This window comes from Diaphorobacter limosus, from assembly GCF_033100095.1.
Classification (GTDB): Bacteria; Pseudomonadota; Gammaproteobacteria; order Burkholderiales; family Burkholderiaceae_C; genus Alicycliphilus; species Alicycliphilus limosus.
Genome location: NZ_CP136921.1, coordinates 2,805,242 through 2,823,221, shown reverse-complemented (window position 1 = coordinate 2,823,221; position 17,980 = coordinate 2,805,242). Strand labels below are relative to the sequence as shown.

Here is a 17,980-nt window from a genome sequence, read left to right as displayed (position 1 = left end):
GTGATGTTCTGGCGCACGTCGAGGCGCGCCGCTTCTATCGAATGGGATGCGCCGACTGTAGGCCGCATCCCGCGCGGCGCACAGGCCGGCGGGGGCATGGGGCCATCACGATCACTGATGACCGGCGCGTGCCGATCAGGCGGCCGGCGTGGCCGGGGGCTCGGCCATCAGGCGGGTGCCGGACCAGCGCCCCTCGGCCACCAGGGCGCGCACGCAGTCCAGCAGCACCACCCGCGCGGCCAGTGCCGCGGGTGACAGCTCTTCGTCGGGCAGGTTGCACAGCAGATTCACCCGCCGCACCGGCGCGCCGGTCAGCAGCGCGCATTGAAAGCGCGTGTCCGCATCCGGGTAGCGGCCCAGGGCGGCCCAGGGCTGCACCGTGGCGCCCAGGCCGGCATCGACGGCGGCCATCACCATGGCCAGCGAATCCACCTCCAGCACCACGCGCGGTGCAATGCCGGCGCTGGCGAAGGCCGTGTCCAGCGTGCTGCGCAGGCCGTGCGGGCCGGTGGGCAGGATCAGGGGCTCGTCCTGCAGGTCGGCCAGGGTCACCTGCGCCGGCAGGCGGGCGGCGGCCGCGCCGCGCATCAGAAACAGGTCTTCCTCCAGCAATGCCTGCACCTGCCAGCGCGGGCCGCGCCCGGCCTGCGCGGCCTGGTGCAGGCGCGAGTCGAACAGCACCGCCAGATCCAGATCGCGCGCGTGCAGCATGGCCGAGAGGTGGCCCGACATGCCCTCCACCATGTGCAGCCGCACATCGGGGTAGCGTGCGCGCATGGCCTGCATCAGCGGCAGGCCCAGCACGGCCGAGGTGGTGGGCGCCAGGCCCATGGTGACCGTGCCCGACAGCCGCGCCTGCTGCGCCGCGCGCGCGGCCTGCTCGGCATGGCGCAGGGTCAGCCGGGCCTCGCGAAAGAAGGCCGCCCCGGCCTCGGTGGGCGCCACGCCGCGCGGCGTGCGGTGCAGCAGGCGCGTGGCCAGCTCACCCTCCAGGCGCGCGACCTGCTGGCTCAGGGCCGACTGCACCAGGTTCAGGTCGATCGCGGCGCGGCCCATGGAGCCCAGCTCCACCACACGCACGAAATATCGCAGTTGCCGCAGTTCCATCGTCCGGCGCCTCACGTTGACCCCATGGGCCGCCCGGCCGGGGTAGGGCGGGATAATCGCACACCTATGACGAAACAACGGGTGGTGGTGGGCCTCTCCGGCGGGGTGGATTCCGCCGTCACGGCCTATCTATTGAAACAACAGGGCCACGAGGTGGTCGGCATCTTCATGAAGAACTGGGAGGATGACGACGACAGCGAGTACTGCTCGTCCAACATCGACTTCGTGGACGCAGCCGCCGTGGCCGATGTGATCGGCATAGAGATCGAGCATGTGAACTTTGCGGCCGAGTACAAGGATCGCGTGTTCGCCGAGTTCCTGCGCGAGTACCAGGCCGGGCGCACGCCCAACCCGGACGTTCTCTGTAATGCCGAGATCAAGTTCAAGGCATTCTTGGACCATGCTTTTGCGCTGGGCGCCGAAAGCATCGCCACCGGCCATTACGCCCGCGTGCGCCGCAATCCGGCCACGGGACTGTTCGAGCTGCTCAAGGGGCTGGATCCGTCCAAGGACCAGAGCTACTTTCTGCACCGTTTGACGCAGGCGCAGCTGTCGCGCACGCTGTTCCCCGTGGGCGAGCTGCACAAAAGCGAGGTGCGCCGCATCGCCGCCGAGATCGGCCTGCCGAATGCGAAGAAGAAGGATTCGACCGGCATCTGCTTCATCGGCGAGCGGCCGTTTCGCGAATTTTTAAACCGCTACATCAGCCATGCGCCCGGCCCCATCGTCGATGACCGGGGTCGCAAGCTGGGAAAGCATGTGGGTCTGTCTTTCTACACCCTGGGCCAGCGCCAGGGGCTGGGCATAGGTGGCGTGAAAGAAAAAGGCGCGCAGCGCGGCGCCGGCGAGCATGCCCCCTGGTTCGTCGCGCGCAAGGAGCTTGCGACCAACACCCTGCGCGTGGTGCAGGGGCACGACCACCCCTGGCTGCTGTCGCACGGCCTGAGCGCGCAGGACGCGAGCTGGATCGCCGGCCACCCGCCCGCCCTGGGCAGCTGCGCCGCCAAGACGCGCTACCGCCAGCAGGACGCGGCCTGCAGCGTGCTGGCGGCCGACGGCGCCGCCTTCAGCCTGCGCTTTGCCGACGCCCAATGGGCCGTGACGCCGGGGCAGTCGGCGGTGCTGTATGACGGCGAGGTCTGCCTGGGCGGGGGTGTGATTGCCGTGGTCGAGGATTGATGCGGAGACTGTTTGGTTTCAGCATGATTTTTGGCTGCAACGCCCGCTGAATAAGCGCAAGAAGCTACCAATAAAATAGCAACGAGCGCCCGAGGCGCCCGTGCTTATTGGCAGCTGACGGGTATCAGAACGGGATGTCGTCGTCCATGTCGTCAAAGCCCGAGGCCGCGCGCGGGGCCTGGGCCACGGGGGCGGGCGCCGGGGCCGGGCGGGCTGCGGGGGCAGCCGCGGGGCGTTGCTGCGGGGGCGCGGCGCGGCGCGGGGCCTCGTAGCCGCCGCCGGCGTCGCCGTAGCCACCGTCGTCATAGCCACCGGCGCCGCCGCCCTGGCCGCCGCCCATGCCTTGGCGGCTACCCAGCATTTGCATGGTGTCGGCGCGGATTTCGGTGGTGTAGCGCTCCTGGCCGCTCTGGTCGGTCCACTTGCGCGTGCGCAGGCTGCCTTCCACATAGACCTGGCTGCCCTTCCTCAGGTACTGGCCGACGATCTCGGCCAGGCGGCCGTTGAAGACCACGCTGTGCCACTCGGTGGCTTCCTTGTTCTCGCCGGTGTTCTTGTCGCGCCAGCGATCGGTGGTGGCGATGCGCACGTTGGCGACCTGGTCGCCGCTGGGGAAGGTGCGCATCTCGGGGTCGCGCCCCAGGTTGCCGACGATGATGACTTTGTTCACGGATGCCATGGAATTCCTTTGCGGTAGCCCGGACGGCAGGGGGGAGGATTCCGGGCCAGATGAGCTTGAATGCGCGGCCTCCTCCGAGGCCGCAGGTGCGCAGCATAGCGCACAGCGGCGCGGTTGGTGATGCCCGCATATCGGCAATTGCGCACCGTGGCTATCATGCCTCTCGCCCCACCGCCATCACCCCTGCCATGACCGCCTTGCAACTGCAATTTCCGCCCGATCTGCATTACCTGCTGGAGCACCAGGTCTGGGCGCGGCTGGACGGCGACGGCCTGGCCACGGTGGGCATCACGGCACTGGGCATTGCCCTGTCGGGCGAGATCTACATGTGCCGCCCCAAGCGCCTGGGCACGGCCCTGGCGCAGGGGGCGACGCTGGCGGTGGTGGAGCTGGCCAAGTCCATCGTCGCGGTGAAGACCCCGGTGTCGGGCAGCATCGTCGCCATCAACCCAGCCCTGGAGCAGCGCCCCGGCTTGGTGCATACCGACCCCTATGGCGCGGGCTGGATCGCGCAACTGGCGCTGACCGACTGGGCCGCCGACCTGGGCGCGCTGGTGCATGGCGACGCGGTCGGCCCTGCCATGGCCGCGCATGCCCGTGCCTACGGCCATGAGCTGGCAGCGGGCGGCGCCGGGGCGGCGCCATGAGCTTTACCGAGCACGATGCGGCCGGCATCGCCATCCTGCTGTGGTCGGCCGACCCTGGCTGCCCCGAGCGGCTGGCGACGCCGTTCTTTCACGCGGCGGCGGCGGCGGCCATGGACATGCCGGTGGAGATCTACTTCAGCGCCGCCAGCGTGCGCCTGCTGGTGCCGGCGGTGGCGGCCGGCCTGCGCGCCAGCAGCCGGGTGGAGAAGACGATTGTCGACAACCTGGGCGAGGCGGTGGAGCTGGGGGCGCGGCTGTTTGCCTGCTCCGACGCGCTGGCGGCCCAGGGCCTGGCCGCGCCAGACCTGATGCCGGGCTGCGAGCGCGGCGGTGCGGTGCAGTTCATGGCGCGGGCCATGGATCTGCGCTGGCGCGCCCTGGTTTTTTGATGGCGGAAAGGCATGGGAGTCGAACCCACCCGGCGGCGCTTGGCGCCACCCACCGGGTTTGAAGCCCGGCCCACCCACCAGGGTGGTTGCCCTTCCGTTGTCATTGCTCCGCCCCAATCAGGTCAATATTCATCTAGGCCCTTTGAAGCGTGCACCGGCCGTGGGAGCGGCTTCAGCCGCGAACGGCGCCATTCGCGGCTGAAGCCGCTCCTACGAGTTCAAACTTCGAACAAAGCGCAGTCGCCGCGCAGCCGGTGCATGTCCGCGACGCGGCGCGTGAAGCCGATGCGGTCGAAGTATTCCAGAATTTGTATCGCCCGCTTGCGCCCCAGGCCCGTCATGTCGCGAAACCGTGCCGCCAATACCACGCCGTGGTGCGCCTGGCCCACCTGGCGCGCCAGGGCTGCCAGTTGCGCCATGGCGGGCAGCGGGTAGAACAGGTCCTTGACCACCTGGTGCAGCTCGCCGCGGCGCGCCAGGCGCGACAGCGTGGTGCGCACCAGGGGCTCGGGCTCGCCGGCATCGCGCGCCAGGTCGCGCGCCCAGGCACCCTCGAAGCAGGCGCTGGCCAGCGCGGGCGCGACCTTTTGCGCGATGCGCTCCTCGGTGGCCGACAGCTGCGCGCCGTGGCTGGGCAGATGCGCCACCGCGCCGCGCAGCACCACCTGGCCGGCAGCGGCCAGCCGCGCCAGCAGCGCCTGCCACAGCGCGGGCGCCAGGCGCGGCGCGGCCAGGCGGCGCCAGCGCGCGCTGTCGGGCCCGAGCTCGTCGGGGTGGCGTTCGTGAAAGCCCTGCAGCACGGCCAGCGCGGCGCTGGCCAGGGCCTCGGCCTGGGCCGCGCCCAGGGCCCAGCCGTCGTGGGCCAGCGTGCCCTCTGGTAGCGCGGGCGCCAGCAGCAGCCCCTGGGCGGCGGCAAAGCGCGCCAGATCCACGCCCTGCGGGGCCACGGCCAACAAGGCCGCCAGCCGCTCTGGCACGCCTGGTTGCTGCAGCGCCGCCAGCTCGGCCAGGCGCTGCGGCGTGCGCCGGTAGCGCGTGGGGGCCTGTGGGTCCAGCACCCGGGCGCCGGCGATGGTGCGGCTGGCGGATGCATCGCGCAGCAGCACGCGCTCGCCATGCCAGGCGCCCAGGGGCGCCTGCAGCACCAGCTGCGCCAGGGCCGTGGCGCCAGGGGCGAGCTGGGCGGCGTCGAGCAGCGCGACGGTGGCATTGCAGTGCGCCGCGCCGATATGCGCCTGCACCTGGGCGCCCGAGCGCAGGGCCCGGGCCTCGCCCGGCCAGAGCGTGAGCAGCATGTCCAGGCGCGTGCTGGCCTGGGCCACGGCGGGCGTGGTCAGCCACTGGCCGCGCGCCACGGCCTCGCGCGCCAGGCCGGCCAGGGCCACGGCGCAGCGCTGGCCGGCATGGGCCTGCTGCACGCCCTGGTTTTGCGCGTGCAGGGTGCGCACGCGCGCGCGCAGTGGCGCGCCGCCGCCGCTGGTGCTGATGGCCAGCTCGTCGCCCACACGCACGCTGCCGGCGTGGATGGTGCCGGTGACCACCGTTCCCGTGCCATCCAGTGTGAAGGCGCGGTCTATGGCCAGGCGCAGGCCCTGCGCGGCGCCGGCCGCCGCTGCCTGTGGCTGCCCCTGGGCGGCGTCGAACAGCAGCTGGCGCAACGGCGCAATGCCGCTGCCGGTCTGCGCCGATACGTTGACAACGGGTGCGCTGGCCAGCGATGTGCCCTGCAGCAGCCGCGCCATCTCGGCGTGCAGGGCCTGCAGCCGGTCCGGGCTGGCGCGGTCGGTCTTGGTGATGACCACGGCGCCGCGCGCTATGCCCAGCAGCGACAGCACGGCCAGGTGCTCGTGGGTCTGCGGCATGGGGCCGTCATCGGCGGCCACCAGCAGCAGCGCGTAATCGATGCCGCTGGCGCCGGCGACCATGGTGTGCACCAGGCGTTCGTGGCCGGGCACGTCGATGAAGCCGATGCGCCCGCCCGCGGGCGTGTCCAGGTAGGCGTAGCCCAGCTCTATGCTGATGCCGCGCTTTTTCTCCTCGGGCAGGCGGTCGGTGTCCACGCCGGTGAGGGCGCGCACCAGCGTGGTCTTGCCGTGGTCGATATGGCCTGCGGTGCCTACAATCATTTTGATAGCTGTCAGCGCTTGTCAGATAAGCGCAAAAGGCCAATTTGACCTATGAATACTTGGGCGTCTTCCAGGCAGCGCATGTCCAGCAGCAGGCGGTCGTCCTGCACCCGGCCTATGACGGGCAGCGGCAGAGCGCGCAGCGCCTCGGCCAGCTGCGCCAGGGCCCGGCCCACGCCCTTGGCGTCAACGGGGGCGATCGCCAGGCCGCTGGACGCCAGGCGCTCCACGGGCAGCGAGCCGGAGCCGATCTGGCCCTGCAACGCCACCGGCTGCACCTGGTAGCGCGGCGCCAGGGCGGCCTGCAGCGCGGGCAGCACGGCTTGCGCCGTGGCCGTTATGTCGGCCAGCGGGCGCGTGAGCAGGCGCAGCGTGGGCAGGTCCTGCGCCAGGCGCTCGGGGCGCAGGTACAGGCGCAGCGTGGCCTCCAGCGCGGCCAGGGGCAGCTTGCTCATGCGCAGCGCGCGCTTCATGGGGTGCTTGCGGATGCGCGTGAGCAAGTCCTTGCGCCCGACGATCAGCCCGGCCTGCGGGCCGCCCAGCAGCTTGTCGCCGCTGAAGGTGACAAGGTCACAGCCGGCGGCCAGCATCTGCTGCGGCGTGGGCTCGGGCGGCAGGCCGTAGGCGCTCATGTCGATCAGCGCACCGCTGCCCAGGTCGGTGGCCAGGGGCAGGCCGCGGGCGTGGGCGATGGGCGCCAGCCGTGCCTCGTCCACGGCACTGGTGAAGCCCTGCACGGCGTAGTTGCTGGTGTGCACCTTCATCAGCAGCGCGGTGTGCTCGCCGATGGCGCGCTCGTAGTCCTGTGCGTGCGTGCGATTGGTGGTGCCCACCTCGACCAGCCGGGCGCCGGCGCTGGCCATCACATCGGGCATGCGAAAGGCGCCGCCAATTTCCACCAGTTCGCCACGCGAGACGATGACCTCCTTGCCCGGCGCCAGGGCCGCCAGCGTGAGCAGCACGGCGGCGGCGTTGTTGTTGACCACGGTGGCGGCCTCGGCGCCGGTCAGCTCGCACAGCAGGCCCTCGACGATGCTGTCGCGGTCGCCACGGCTGCCGCTGGCCAGGTCGTACTCCAGGTTGTTCGGGCTGGCCATCATGGCCTGGATATGCGCCAGCGCCGCCTGCGGCAGCAGGGCGCGCCCCAGGTTGGTGTGGATCACCGTGCCGGTGAGGTTGAGCACGGCGCGCATCGCCGGCTGCAGGCGCCGCTGCAGGCGCTCGGCCAGGGCGCCGGCCAGGGCGTCGGCGCCGATCTGGCCGAGTGCCAGGTCGCCGGCCAGGGCCTGCGCGCGCAGGGTGGCCAGCAGCGCGCGCGCCTCGTTGGCGACCAGGGTGTGGCCATGGGCATCGAGCAGCGCCGCGCAGGCGGGCAGGCGCAGCAGCCTGTCGAGCGCGGGCAGGTTCTGTGGTTGTGCGGCGGGTGGGGGGCTGGCGGGGGCCGGGGAACCGTGAACCACGGATTCTTCGGGCAGTTTCATCAGTCGCCCCCGGCCTGCGCGTCGCCGTCGCCAAAGAGCAGCAGGAGGTTGACGCCGTGGCGCTCGAAGCCGGCCTCGGACACCAGCAGATCCAGCGTCAGCGTGGCCAGGTCATCGGCCAGCGGCTCCACATGCAGGTCGCGCGCCACATGCAGGGTCTTGAGGTAGTGGTGGCAGCCATCGCAGGTCTCGGCCTCGACGGCGGCGCGCTGGGCCGATGGCTTGTCATCGGCCAGCGCCTGCAGCGACTGGTAGTGAATGCCCTGCGTGGCCAGGCAATGCGTGCACTGGATGCGGTTCATGTGCCACTGGGCGCTGCACAGCGCGCAGTGCAGGTAGCGCTGGCCGTCCTGCTGGCCGCCCACGCGCGTGATGCTGGCCGTCGCCAGGCTGGCGCAGCAGGGGCAGCGGGTGGCGTCCGGCGGCACCTGGAAGGCCTGGGGCCGGGCGGCCCCGGTGGCGGCCACCAGGTGCGTGAAGTACAGCTGCAGGCCGGCGGCGACGAGCGGCGCGGCGGCCAGATCCAGCCCCAGCGTGATGCCGGCGAGCAGGCGATCGGCCTGCTGCTCCAGCGCCGCGTCGGGCAGGGCCATGACGGCCTGCACGCCGACGCGCGCCGGGCTGTCGGCGGGCAGCTTGTCCAGCACCTGCTGCAGCAGGGCGCGCAGCTCGGTGCGCCACTGCGCGGCGCGCGGCCAGTGCTCGGCGGCCAGCAGGGGCTCGCCGGACTCGCCGGCGGCGGCGGCCTGCGCGGCATCGGGCAGGGTTACCTCCGGGTACTGCTGCAGGCGCGCGTGCTGGGCCTCGCAGACCACGGCCATGAGCATCAGGTAGTCGCGCATGGCGTGGCCGGCGGCCAGCTGGCGCAGGCGCAGGGCGCGCTCGGCAAACAGCTTGCCGGGGTCGGGCAGCAGCAGCGGGGGGACTTCCAGGCCCGAGCGCTGTTTTATGTCCTCGGGGCTGTTGATCTGGCGATGGGTGGGGCTGGAGTTCAAGGCTGCAACAGGATCAGGGTCAGAAAAAAGGCTGCTGGCAGTGTGCACCACTGCGCAGCAGCCCGGGGCGGGCCCACGATGGGGGAATACGCCTACTTGTGCGCCTTGGGCGTTTGCTGCTGCACCTGCTCGCGGTACCACAGCGGGTGGTGGTGCTTGGCCCAGCCCACGCTGACGCGGCCGCGCACCATGGCACCCAGCGTGCCCTTGACCCACAGGGCCGCGTAGGCATGCACGATCACGGCCAGTATCAGCACGAAGGCCGACACGGCGTGCGCCAGCACGGCGATGCGCTGCAGCCAGATCGGCACGCTGGAGGCAAACCAGGCCTGCCAGAACAGCAGGCCGCTGGCCAGCAGCACCAGCAGACAGAGCGTGAACACCCAGAAGATCAGCTTTTGCCCGCCGTTGTACTTGCCCACCGGCGGCATCACCGCCTGGTTGCCTTCGGAGACCATCTTGCCGGCGGACTCCAGCCAGGCCGAGTCTTCATCGCGCCACAGGTTGGCGCCCACGAACATGAAGAACATGCCCAGGAACAGCACAAACATGGCCAGGCCCAGATAGGGGTGCAGAATGCGCGCCCACTGTGGCCCGCCGACCAGCGCCGTGAGCCAGAACAGCGCCGGGTGAAACAGCGCGAAGCCGGATACGGCGGCCAGCACGAAGCAGGTCACCGTCGCCCAGTGGTTGGAGCGCTGGCCGGCGTTGTAGCGTTGCAGCTGGAGCTTTTTCATGACTGCTCTCCTTGCGTCCTGGAGTCAGGGGAGTCGGCATACTCCTCGTCCTCCTCGGGTACTTCCATCGGGCCCTTGCGCAGGTAGTGGAACCAGCCGGTGAAGGCCGCGCCGGCCATCACGGCCAGCGCCGCCGGCTTGGTCCAGCCCTTCCAGACCGACACCCAGGGGCTGATGCTGGGATCCTTGGGCAGCTGCGTCAGCTCGGGCTTGTCGGCATGCTTGAGCACATACATGACATGCGTGCCGCCCACGCCGGCCGGGTTGTACAGCCCGGCCTGGCTCCAGCCGCGCTCCTTGAGCTCGGCGGCGCGCTCCTGGCCGCTGGCCACCATGTCCTCTTTGGTGCCGAAGGTGATGGCGCCCGTGGGGCAGGTCTTCACGCAGGCCGGCTCCAGGCCCACGCCCACGCGGTCCGAGCACAGGGTGCACTTGTAGGCTTTGTTGTCCTGCTGGCTGATGCGCGGCACGTTGAACGGGCAGCCCTTGATGCAGTAGCCGCAGCCAATGCAATGCTCGCTGATGAAGTCCACGATGCCGTTGGCGTACTTGACGATGGCGCCGGGCGCGGGGCAGGCCTTCAGGCAGCCCGGGTCTTCGCAGTGCATGCAGCCGTCCTTGCGGATCAGCCATTCGAGCTTGTCCTTCTCGGGCTCGACCTCGAAGAAGCGCATCACCGTCCAGGACTGGGGCGTGAGGTCGCTGGGGTTGTCGTAGACGCCGATGTTGCTGCCGACCTCGTCGCGCAGGTCGTTCCACTCCATGCACGCCACCTGGCAGGCCTTGCAGCCTATGCACTTGGAGACGTCGATGAGCTTGGCGACCTCGGGCACATGGGCGCGTGCCTGTGGTGGGGGTGTCGTCGTGGCCGAGCGGGCGACCACGTCTTGTGATTGCAGACTCGACATGGCTACACCTTTTCAATGTTGACGAGAAAGGCCTTGGACTCCGGCGTCTGCGAGTTGGCGTCGCCGACGAAGGGGGTCAGGGTATTGGCGATGTAGCCGTTCTTGGTCTGGCCCTTGAAGCCCCAGTGGAACGGAATGCCCACCAGATGCACCTGCTGGCCGTTGACCGCGAACGGTTTGATGCGCTTGGTGACCACCGCCTTGGTGATGATGTGGCCACGGTTGCTGCTCACCTTGACCCGGTCGCCGTGCTTGAGCCCCTTCTCCTTGGCCAGCTCCTCGCTGATCTCCACGAAGGCCTCGGGCTGCGTGATGGCGTTGAGCCGCGCATGCTTAGTCCAGGTGTGGAAATGCTCGGTCAGGCGGTAGGTGGTGGCCGAATACGGGAATTCCTCCTTCTTGCCAAAGGCCTCCAGGTCGCCCTTGAACACCCGGGCCGCGGGGTTGCTGATGGCCAGGGGGTTGTCCGGGTGCAGGGGGTTGACGCCAATCGGCGTCTCGAACGGCTCGTAATGCTCGGGGAAGGGACCTTCGGCCATGCCGATGGCGTGCAGTCGCGCCACGCCCTCGGGGTTCATGATGAAGGAGCCCACGTTCTCTTCGGGCGCCGCATTGGGCCGCATGTCGGGCACGTCTGGGCCGGTCCAGGCCTTGCCGTTCCAGTACTCGTACTTCTTGTTCGGCGCCCAGGGCTTGCCGTCCTTGTCCGCGCTGGCGCGGTTGTAAAGGATGCGGCGGTTGGCCGGCCAGGCGAAGCCGAAATGCTGGAACACGCCCAGGCCCGAGGGGTCGTCCAGGCCGCGGCGCGCGGTCAGGTTGCCCGCCTCGCTCCAGCAGCCCGAGTAGAGCCAGTTGCCGCAGGCGGTGGAGCCATCGTCGCGCAGCATGGCAAAGCCCGGCACCTGCTGCCCGGCCTTGACCAGCACCGCGCGCGGCGCGCCCGGGTTGGCCGGGTCGGCGGGCGCCAGCACGTCGGCCAGGGCCTTGCCGTTGATCTCGCGCAGCAGCTCGCTGGCCGAGGGCTCCAGCGGCTGGGCGTAGTCCCACGCCAGGTTCAGAACCGCGTCGGGGAAGGCGCCTCCGTCCTTGGCGTACATGGCGCGCAGCTTCATGAACAGCAGCGCCATGATTTCCGAGTCGGTCTTGGCCTCGCCCGGGGGATCGACCGCACGCTCCTTCCAGATCGCCACGCGGCTGGAGTTGGTCAGACTGCCCTCTTCCTCGGCAAAGCAGGTGCTGGGCAGGCGGAAGACCTCGGTCTGTATGGCCTCGGGCTTGACGTCGTTGAACTCGCCGTAGTTCTGCCAGAAGTCGCCCGTCTCCGACTCCAGCGGGTCGATGATCACCAGGTACTTCAGCTTGGACAGCGCCGCCGAGAGCTTGTTCTTGTTCGGCACCGTGGCCAGCGGGTTGAATCCCTGCGCCAGAAAACCGTTCATCTTGCCCTGGTGCATCAGCTCGAACATGTGCAGCACGTCGAAGCCGCCGGCCAGCTTGGGCACCCAGTCGTAGCAGAAGTTGCTCTCCGGCGTGGCCGCCTTGCCGTAGTACGACTTCATCAGGCTGTTGAAGAACCTGGGGAAGTTGCTCCAGTAGTTGAACTGGTTGGGCCGCATGGGCTTGGGCGTGCAGCGCTTCAGGTACTTTTCGTACGTGTCATCGTTGTCGGTGGGCGCGCTCAGGTAGCCCGAGAACACCTCGGCGTAGGCGTTCATGTCGGTCACGCCCTGCACGTTGGAGTGGCCGCGCAGCGCGTTCACGCCGCCGCCCGGGCGCCCCATGTTGCCCAGCAGCAGCTGGATCATCGCCATGGTGCGGATGTTCTGGCTGCCCACGGTGTGCTGCGTCCAGCCCAGGGCGTAGCAGATGGTGCTGGTCTTGTCGGCCGCCGACATCTCGCCGAGCATCTCGCAGATCTTCAGGAACTTGTCCTGCGGCGTGCCGCAGATCTTGCTGACCATCTCGGGCGTGTAGCGGCTGTAGTGCTTTTTCAGCTGCTGGTAGACGCACAGCGGATCCTGCAGTGTCTCATCGACCTTGACAAAACCGTCTTCGCCCATCTGGTAGCCCCAGGTGGACTTGTCGTACTTGCGCTTGGCCGCGTCGTAGCCGCTGAAAATGCCGTCCTTCAGGTCAAAGCCGGGCTTGGTCAGGAAGGTGGCGTCGGTGTTGAACTTGACGTAGTCGTGGTGGATCTTGTCGTTGCTGAGCAGCCAGTTGATGACGCCGCCGAGGAAGGCGATGTCGGTGCCGTTTCTGATCGGCGCGTACAGGTCGGCCAGCGCCGACGTGCGGTTGAAGCGCGGATCGACCGAGATCAGCCTGGCCTTGCGCTTTTGCATGGCCTCGACCACCCACTTGAAGCCCACGGGGTGCGCTTCGGCAGCGTTGCCGCCCATCACTATGATCAGATCGGCATTTTTAATGTCGGTCCATGAATTGGTCATCGCTCCGCGACCGAAAGTCGGGCCCAGACTGGACACCGTCGGTGCGTGTCAGACGCGTGCTTGTGTATCTATCCCTACCATCCCCAGGCCGCGCGCGACCTTGACGGTGAGGTAACTCGATTCATTGGAGGACGAGCTGCACATCAGGAAACCGGTGGTCGTCCAGCGGTTCACCGTGGTGCCGGCATCGTTCTTGGTCTGGAAGTTGGCGTCGCGATCGGCCTTCATGTGCTTGGCCACGCGCGTCAGGGCCTCGTCCCAGCTGATGCGCTTCCACTCCTTGCTGCCCGCTTCGCGCACCGATGGGTACTTGACGCGGCCGGGGGAGTTGATCATGTCCATCACGCCCGCGCCCTTGGGGCACAGCGAGCCACGGCTGACCGGGTTGTCCGGATCGCCCTCGACGTGGATCACATGGTTCTTGGCGTTTTTCGCCCCATCGCCCAGCTTGTAGATCAGCATGCCGCAGCTGACCGAGCAGTAGGGACAGATGCTGCGCGTGACGGTGGCGCTGGCGAGCTTGAAGGCCCGGGTCTCGGCGAGTGCGGCGGCGGGTGAGAACCCCATGGCCACAAGACTCGACCCGACCAGCCCCGCCGCGCTGACGCGGAAGAACTGTCTGCGGTGCATGTCCATGACTTGTCTCCTGAATGGTTGAGCACCCTGGTGGGGATGGCGCGCTGCCCCGGCGGCAGGGGGCTGATTCAGTGTGGGCAAGCCGAATGTTGCGCCGGAACCACGTTAACCCTTAAGGGTCGCGTGCGGCGGCTGGCTCCCGGCCGTCAGGTGGAGGGCCGCAAATGGGCATCGCCCGCGCCGGCCCGTCCCACCGGCTGCAGGGGCCAGGTGATGACCAGCCAGGCCAGGGCCAGCAACGCCGTGGCGGCAAACAGCCCACCCGTACCGGCCCATTTGGCCAGGGCGCCGCCCAGGGCGCCGCCGGCAAACAGGCCCAGGGACTGCAGCGTGTTGTACGCGCCCAGGGCCGCGCCGCGCAGATTGGCCGGCGCCATGCGCGAGACCAGGCTGGGCTGCGTGGCCTCCAGCATGTTGAAGCCGCAGAAGAACACGAACAGCAGGCCGCCCAGCAGCATCACCCCGGGTGCCACGCCGCCGGCCACCAGGCCGCCCAGGGCCGCCTGCACCAGGGCAATCAGGCCAATCGACAGCAGCAGGGCCGCACGCAGGCGCCCGCGCCGCTCCATGGAGAACAGCCCGCCCATGGCCACGACCGACAGCACCAGCGCCGGCAGGTAGACATGCCAGTGCAAATCCTTCGGCAACCCGGCCTGCACCAGCAGGGCGGGCACGGCCACCCACATGGCCATTTGTATGCTGTGCAGCGCGAACACGCCCAGGTTCAGGCGGCGCAGGTCGGCGTGGCGCCAGACATCGGCCAGCCGGCCCTGGGGCAGGTCGGCGTGGTGGCGCGTCTCGGGCGGCACCACCCAGGCGATCAGCGCCACGCCGGCCAGGGCCAGGGCAAAGGTCAGCGTGAACAGGCCCGACAGGCCGATATGGGCCGTCAGCAGCGGCGCCAGCACCAGGGCGATGGCGAACATCAAGCCTATGCTGATGCCCACCAGGGCCATGGCCTTGGTGCGCACGGCGTCGCGCGTCTGATCCGCCAGCAGGGCGGTGACGGCGGCCGACACCGCGCCCGCGCCCTGCAGCGCCCGGCCCACGAGCAGGCCCATGACCGAATCGGCCAGCGCCGCCACCAGGCTGCCGGCGGCGAATACCGCCAGGCCCAGGACGATGACGCGCTTGCGGCCGAAGCGGTCGGACGCCATGCCCAGAGGCAGCTGGAAGAAGGCCTGGGTCAGGCCATACATGCCCATGGCCAGGCCGACCAGGGCCGGATCGTCGCCGCCGGGGTATTTGCGCGCCTCCAGCATGAACACCGGCAGCACCAGGAACAGGCCCAGCATGCGCATGGCAAAGATGGCCGCCAGCCCCATGCTGGAGCGGCGCTCGGGGCCGGTCATGCGTGTGGCAGGGGCAGCGGGGGCGGAGGTGGAAGGCAAGATGGTTTCTGACACGGCGGGTGTTCGGTGGTCAGGCAAAACCCGTATTCTCGCCCAGGGTGGTTTTGCCGTGCCGCGGGTGGGGGCGGCGCGGTGCGCGTGGCTATCATGGCGGGTTCCCCAGCGCCGCCCCGATCGTGACCTACCCTGCACCCTCCTCCGATGATTCCGACGGCCGCCCGCTGGCCCAGGTGCTGCGCGCGCCCTGCATCAGCATCCGCGGCGCACGCACGCACAACCTGAAGAACATCGACCTGGACATACCGCGCAACCGGCTGGTCGTCATCACCGGGCTGTCGGGCTCGGGCAAGTCCAGCCTGGCGTTTGACACCCTTTATGCCGAGGGCCAGCGCCGCTATGTGGAAAGCCTCTCGGCCTATGCGCGCCAGTTTCTCGGACGGCTGGACAAGCCCGATGTCGATCTGATCGAGGGCCTGTCGCCGGCGATCAGCATCGAGCAGAAGGCCACCAGCCACAACCCGCGCTCCACCGTGGGCACGGTGACCGAGATCCACGACTACCTGCGCCTGCTCTACGCGCGCGCTGGCACGCCGCACTGCCCGGATCACGGCCTGCCCCTGGCGGCCCAGACCGTCAGCCAGATGGTGGACGCCGTGCTGCAGCTGCCCGAGGACACCAAGTTGATGCTGCTGGCCCCGGTGGCGCGGCAGAAAAAGGGCGAATTCGTCGAACTGTTCGAGCAGATGCAGGCCCAGGGCTATGTGCGCTTTCGCGTCGATGGCCGGATTTACGAGGTCGATGACCTGCCCGAGTTGAAGAAAACCGAGAAGCACGACATCGACGTGGTGGTCGATCGCCTGAAGGTGCGCCAGGACGCACAGCAGCGCCTGGCCGAGAGCGTGGAGGCCGTGCTGCGCATAGGCGGGGCCGAAGGGGCCGGCCGCGTGCTGGCGCTGGAGATGGACAGCGGGCGCGAGCATTTGTTTTCAGCCAAATTCGCCTGCCCGGTGTGCAGCTACTCCTTGAGCGAACTGGAGCCGCGCCTGTTTTCCTTCAACTCGCCCAGCGGCGCCTGCCCGGCCTGCGACGGCCTGGGCCAGCAGGAGCTGTTCGACCCGGCGCGCGTGGTGGCCTTTCCGTCACTCAGCCTGGCCAGTGGCGCCATCAAGGGCTGGGACAGGCGTAACGGCTACTACTTCGCCATGCTGGAGAGCCTGGCGGCGCACTACGGCTTTGACGTGGACACGCCGTTCGAGCAGCTGCCCGAGCAGGTGCGCCAGGTGGTGCTGCACGGCTCGGGCGAAGAGGACATCGCCTTCAGCTATCTGCTGGACAGCGGGCCAAAGAAGGGGCAGCCCATCGTCAAGAAGCACCCCTTCGAGGGCATCCTGCCGAACATGGCGCGGCGCTGGCGCGAGACGGACTCCAGCGTGGTGCGCGAAGACCTGGCGCGCTACCGCCAGACCCAGCCCTGCGCCGAATGCGGCGGCGCGCGATTGAGGCGCGAGGCGCGCCATGTGCTGGTCGGCGAGGCCGAGGCCGCGCGCGCCATCTACGCCGTGAGCGACATGACGCTGGCTGACGCCCAGGCCTGGTTCGGCGCGCTGCGCCTCTCGGGCGCCAAGGCCGAGATCGCCGACAAGATCGTGCGCGAGATAGGCGCGCGCCTGGGGTTTTTGAACGACGTGGGCCTGTCCTACCTCAGCCTCTCGCGCAGCGCCGAGACGCTCTCCGGCGGCGAGGCCCAGCGCATCCGCCTGGCCTCGCAGATTGGCTCCGGCCTGACCGGCGTGATGTATGTGCTGGACGAGCCCAGCATAGGCCTGCACCAGAGGGACAACGACCGGCTGATCGCCACCCTCACGCGCCTGCGCGACCTGGGCAACAGCGTCATCGTGGTGGAGCACGACGAGGACATGATCCGCGCCGCCGACCACTGCGTGGACATGGGGCCGGGCGCGGGCGTGCACGGCGGGCGTGTCATGGCCCAGGGCAGTTATGCCGAGCTGTGCGCGAATCCCGCTTCGCTCACCGGCCAGTACCTGAGCGGCGCGCGCACCTTGCCCGTGCCCGCGCGGCGCACGCCCTGGCTGCCGGTGCTGCAGCAGGGCGCCGCGCCCGAGGACGAAAACAAGCCGAAGTCGCGCTTTCCCGAGACGGCCGCCAGCCAGCGCAAGAGGGCTCGCCTGGCCGAGCACCGCGCCACCCAAGGGCAGTTGCAGGCCGTGCGCGTGCTGGGCGCCACGGGCAACAACCTCAAGGGCGTGAACGCCGAATTCCCTGTGGGGCTGCTCACCTGCGTGACGGGCGTGTCCGGCTCGGGCAAGAGCACCCTGGTCAACGACACGCTGCACCGCGCCGCCGCGCGCCTGATCCACCGCGCGCACGAGGAGGCCGCGCCGCACGATGCCATCGAAGGGCTGGAATACTTCGACAAGGTCATCAACGTCGATCAAAGCCCCATAGGCCGCACGCCGCGCAGCAACCCGGCCACCTACACGGGGTTGTTCACGCCGATCCGCGAGCTGATGGCCGAGACGAATACCGCCAAAGAGCGCGGCTACGGCCCCGGGCGTTTCTCCTTCAACGTCTCGCAATCGGCCGGGGGCGGGCGCTGCGAGGCCTGCCAGGGTGACGGCGTGGTCAAGGTGGAAATGCATTTTCTGCCCGACGTCTACGTGCCCTGCGACATCTGCCACGGCCAGCGCTACAACCGCGAGACGCTGGAGGTGCAGTGGAAGGGCAAGAACATCGCCCAAGTCCTGGAGCTGACGGTGGAGGACGCCTACGCCTTCTTCAAGGATGTGCCGACGATTGCGCGCAAGCTGCAGACACTGCTCGACGTAGGCCTGTCCTACATCCGCCTGGGCCAGAGCGCCACCACCCTGTCGGGTGGCGAGGCCCAGCGCGTGAAGCTGGCCCAGGAGCTGTCACGGCGCGACACCGGCCGCACCCTCTACATCCTGGACGAGCCCACCACCGGCCTGCACTTTGCCGACATAGACCTGCTGCTCAGGGTGCTGCTGCAGCTGCGCGACGCCGGCAACACCATCGTCGTCATCGAGCACAACCTGGACGTGATCAAGACGGCCGACTGGCTCATAGACATGGGCCCCGAGGGCGGCGCGGGCGGCGGCAGCGTGGTGGCCGTGGGCATGCCCGAAGAAGTGGCTGCCCAGGAGGGCAGCCATACGGGGCGCTACCTGCGGCGATATTTGAGTTAAAAGTGGCCGCAACGCTTATGCAACAAGCGCAAAAAGCTATAAAAATAATAGCTTGCCTCCCGTCTTAGCCTTC

13 protein-coding genes and 1 tRNA gene are annotated in these 17,980 nt (G+C 69.1%); 4 read left to right on the top strand and 10 right to left on the bottom strand.

Annotation, left to right across the window (positions count from 1 at the left end):
* Positions 1–135: 135 nt before the first annotated feature.
* The gene (locus P4826_RS13575; RefSeq protein WP_317700914.1) at positions 136–1,107 is read right to left on the bottom strand and encodes a LysR family transcriptional regulator; all 972 of its coding nucleotides are present in this window, start codon (positions 1,105–1,107) and stop codon (positions 136–138) included.
* Between the two features lie 66 nt (positions 1,108–1,173).
* Here P4826_RS13575 and mnmA point away from each other — a divergent pair, with 66 nt between their 5' ends.
* Complete coding sequence (mnmA, locus tag P4826_RS13570; RefSeq protein WP_317700913.1) at positions 1,174–2,286, top strand: tRNA 2-thiouridine(34) synthase MnmA; 1,113 nt, start codon at positions 1,174–1,176, stop codon at positions 2,284–2,286.
* A 124-nt stretch (positions 2,287–2,410) separates the two neighbouring features.
* Here the strand turns inward: mnmA and ssb are convergent, their stop codons facing one another.
* Positions 2,411–2,965, bottom strand: a complete 555-nt coding sequence (ssb, locus tag P4826_RS13565; RefSeq protein WP_317700912.1) for a single-stranded DNA-binding protein — start codon at positions 2,963–2,965, stop codon at positions 2,411–2,413.
* Positions 2,966–3,153: 188 nt separating this feature from the next.
* On the opposite strand from ssb, the gene P4826_RS13560 reads away from it, so the two are divergent.
* Together P4826_RS13560 and P4826_RS13555 are read left to right on the top strand one after the other, a co-directional pair.
* Positions 3,154–3,612: a glycine cleavage system protein H gene (locus tag P4826_RS13560; RefSeq protein ID WP_317700911.1), complete on the top strand. Its 459-nt coding sequence runs from the start codon at positions 3,154–3,156 to the stop codon at positions 3,610–3,612.
* Entirely contained in the window at positions 3,609–4,001 is a 393-nt protein-coding gene (locus P4826_RS13555) for a DsrE family protein (RefSeq protein ID WP_317700910.1), read from the top strand. Before P4826_RS13560 ends, P4826_RS13555 begins: the two co-directional genes overlap by 4 nt.
* On the opposite strand, the gene P4826_RS13550 is transcribed toward P4826_RS13555, so the two are convergent.
* The 8 genes from P4826_RS13550 to P4826_RS13515 all read right to left on the bottom strand — a co-directional run bounded on the left by P4826_RS13550 (position 4,002) and on the right by P4826_RS13515 (position 14,683).
* A tRNA-Sec gene (locus tag P4826_RS13550) sits at positions 4,002–4,097 on the bottom strand.
* Positions 4,098–4,219: 122 nt separating this feature from the next.
* On the bottom strand, positions 4,220–6,127 hold the full coding sequence (gene selB / locus P4826_RS13545; protein ID WP_317700909.1) for a selenocysteine-specific translation elongation factor: 1,908 nt from the start codon (positions 6,125–6,127) through the stop codon (positions 4,220–4,222).
* Between the two features lie 11 nt (positions 6,128–6,138).
* A complete protein-coding gene (gene selA / locus P4826_RS13540) occupies positions 6,139–7,608 on the bottom strand; it encodes an L-seryl-tRNA(Sec) selenium transferase (protein WP_317700908.1) in 1,470 nt (489 codons plus the stop codon).
* The gene (gene fdhE / locus P4826_RS13535) at positions 7,608–8,603 is read right to left on the bottom strand and encodes a formate dehydrogenase accessory protein FdhE (RefSeq protein ID WP_317700907.1); all 996 of its coding nucleotides are present in this window, start codon (positions 8,601–8,603) and stop codon (positions 7,608–7,610) included. Before fdhE ends, selA begins: the two co-directional genes overlap by 1 nt.
* Before the next feature lie 92 nt (positions 8,604–8,695).
* Positions 8,696–9,340 (bottom strand): formate dehydrogenase subunit gamma, encoded by a 645-nt coding sequence (locus P4826_RS13530; RefSeq protein ID WP_317700906.1) that lies wholly within the window; start codon positions 9,338–9,340, stop codon positions 8,696–8,698.
* Complete coding sequence (fdxH, locus tag P4826_RS13525; protein WP_317700905.1) at positions 9,337–10,248, bottom strand: formate dehydrogenase subunit beta; 912 nt, start codon at positions 10,246–10,248, stop codon at positions 9,337–9,339. The genes P4826_RS13530 and fdxH overlap by 4 nt, the downstream gene beginning before the upstream one ends.
* A 2-nt stretch (positions 10,249–10,250) precedes the next feature.
* On the bottom strand, positions 10,251–13,331 hold the full coding sequence (fdnG, locus tag P4826_RS13520; protein WP_317700904.1) for a formate dehydrogenase-N subunit alpha: 3,081 nt from the start codon (positions 13,329–13,331) through the stop codon (positions 10,251–10,253).
* Between the two features lie 146 nt (positions 13,332–13,477).
* Positions 13,478–14,683, bottom strand: coding sequence for an MFS transporter (locus tag P4826_RS13515; protein WP_317703765.1), 1,206 nt, complete (start codon positions 14,681–14,683; stop codon positions 13,478–13,480).
* Positions 14,684–14,859: 176 nt separating this feature from the next.
* Between P4826_RS13515 and uvrA the strand changes: the two genes are divergently transcribed.
* Positions 14,860–17,907: an excinuclease ABC subunit UvrA gene (uvrA, locus tag P4826_RS13510; protein WP_425605172.1), complete on the top strand. Its 3,048-nt coding sequence runs from the start codon at positions 14,860–14,862 to the stop codon at positions 17,905–17,907.
* The last annotated feature ends 73 nt before the right edge of the window (positions 17,908–17,980 follow it).

Excerpts from the sequence above, each read along its gene's own strand:
- P4826_RS13555 (WP_317700910.1), top strand. The coding sequence starts at position 3,609 with ATGAGCTTTACCGAGCACGATGCGGCCGGCATCGCCATCCTGCTGTGG.
- mnmA (WP_317700913.1), top strand. The coding sequence starts at position 1,174 with ATGACGAAACAACGGGTGGTGGTGGGCCTCTCCGGCGGGGTGGATTCC.
- fdxH (WP_317700905.1), bottom strand. The coding sequence starts at position 10,248 with ATGTCGAGTCTGCAATCACAAGACGTGGTCGCCCGCTCGGCCACGACG.
- selA (WP_317700908.1), bottom strand. The coding sequence starts at position 7,608 with ATGAAACTGCCCGAAGAATCCGTGGTTCACGGTTCCCCGGCCCCCGCC.
- P4826_RS13515 (WP_317703765.1), bottom strand. The coding sequence starts at position 14,683 with ATGACCGGCCCCGAGCGCCGCTCCAGCATGGGGCTGGCGGCCATCTTT.
- P4826_RS13530 (WP_317700906.1), bottom strand. The coding sequence starts at position 9,340 with ATGAAAAAGCTCCAGCTGCAACGCTACAACGCCGGCCAGCGCTCCAAC.
- ssb (WP_317700912.1), bottom strand. The coding sequence starts at position 2,965 with ATGGCATCCGTGAACAAAGTCATCATCGTCGGCAACCTGGGGCGCGAC.
- selB (WP_317700909.1), bottom strand. The coding sequence starts at position 6,127 with ATGATTGTAGGCACCGCAGGCCATATCGACCACGGCAAGACCACGCTG.
- P4826_RS13575 (WP_317700914.1), bottom strand. The coding sequence starts at position 1,107 with ATGGAACTGCGGCAACTGCGATATTTCGTGCGTGTGGTGGAGCTGGGC.
- P4826_RS13560 (WP_317700911.1), top strand. The coding sequence starts at position 3,154 with ATGACCGCCTTGCAACTGCAATTTCCGCCCGATCTGCATTACCTGCTG.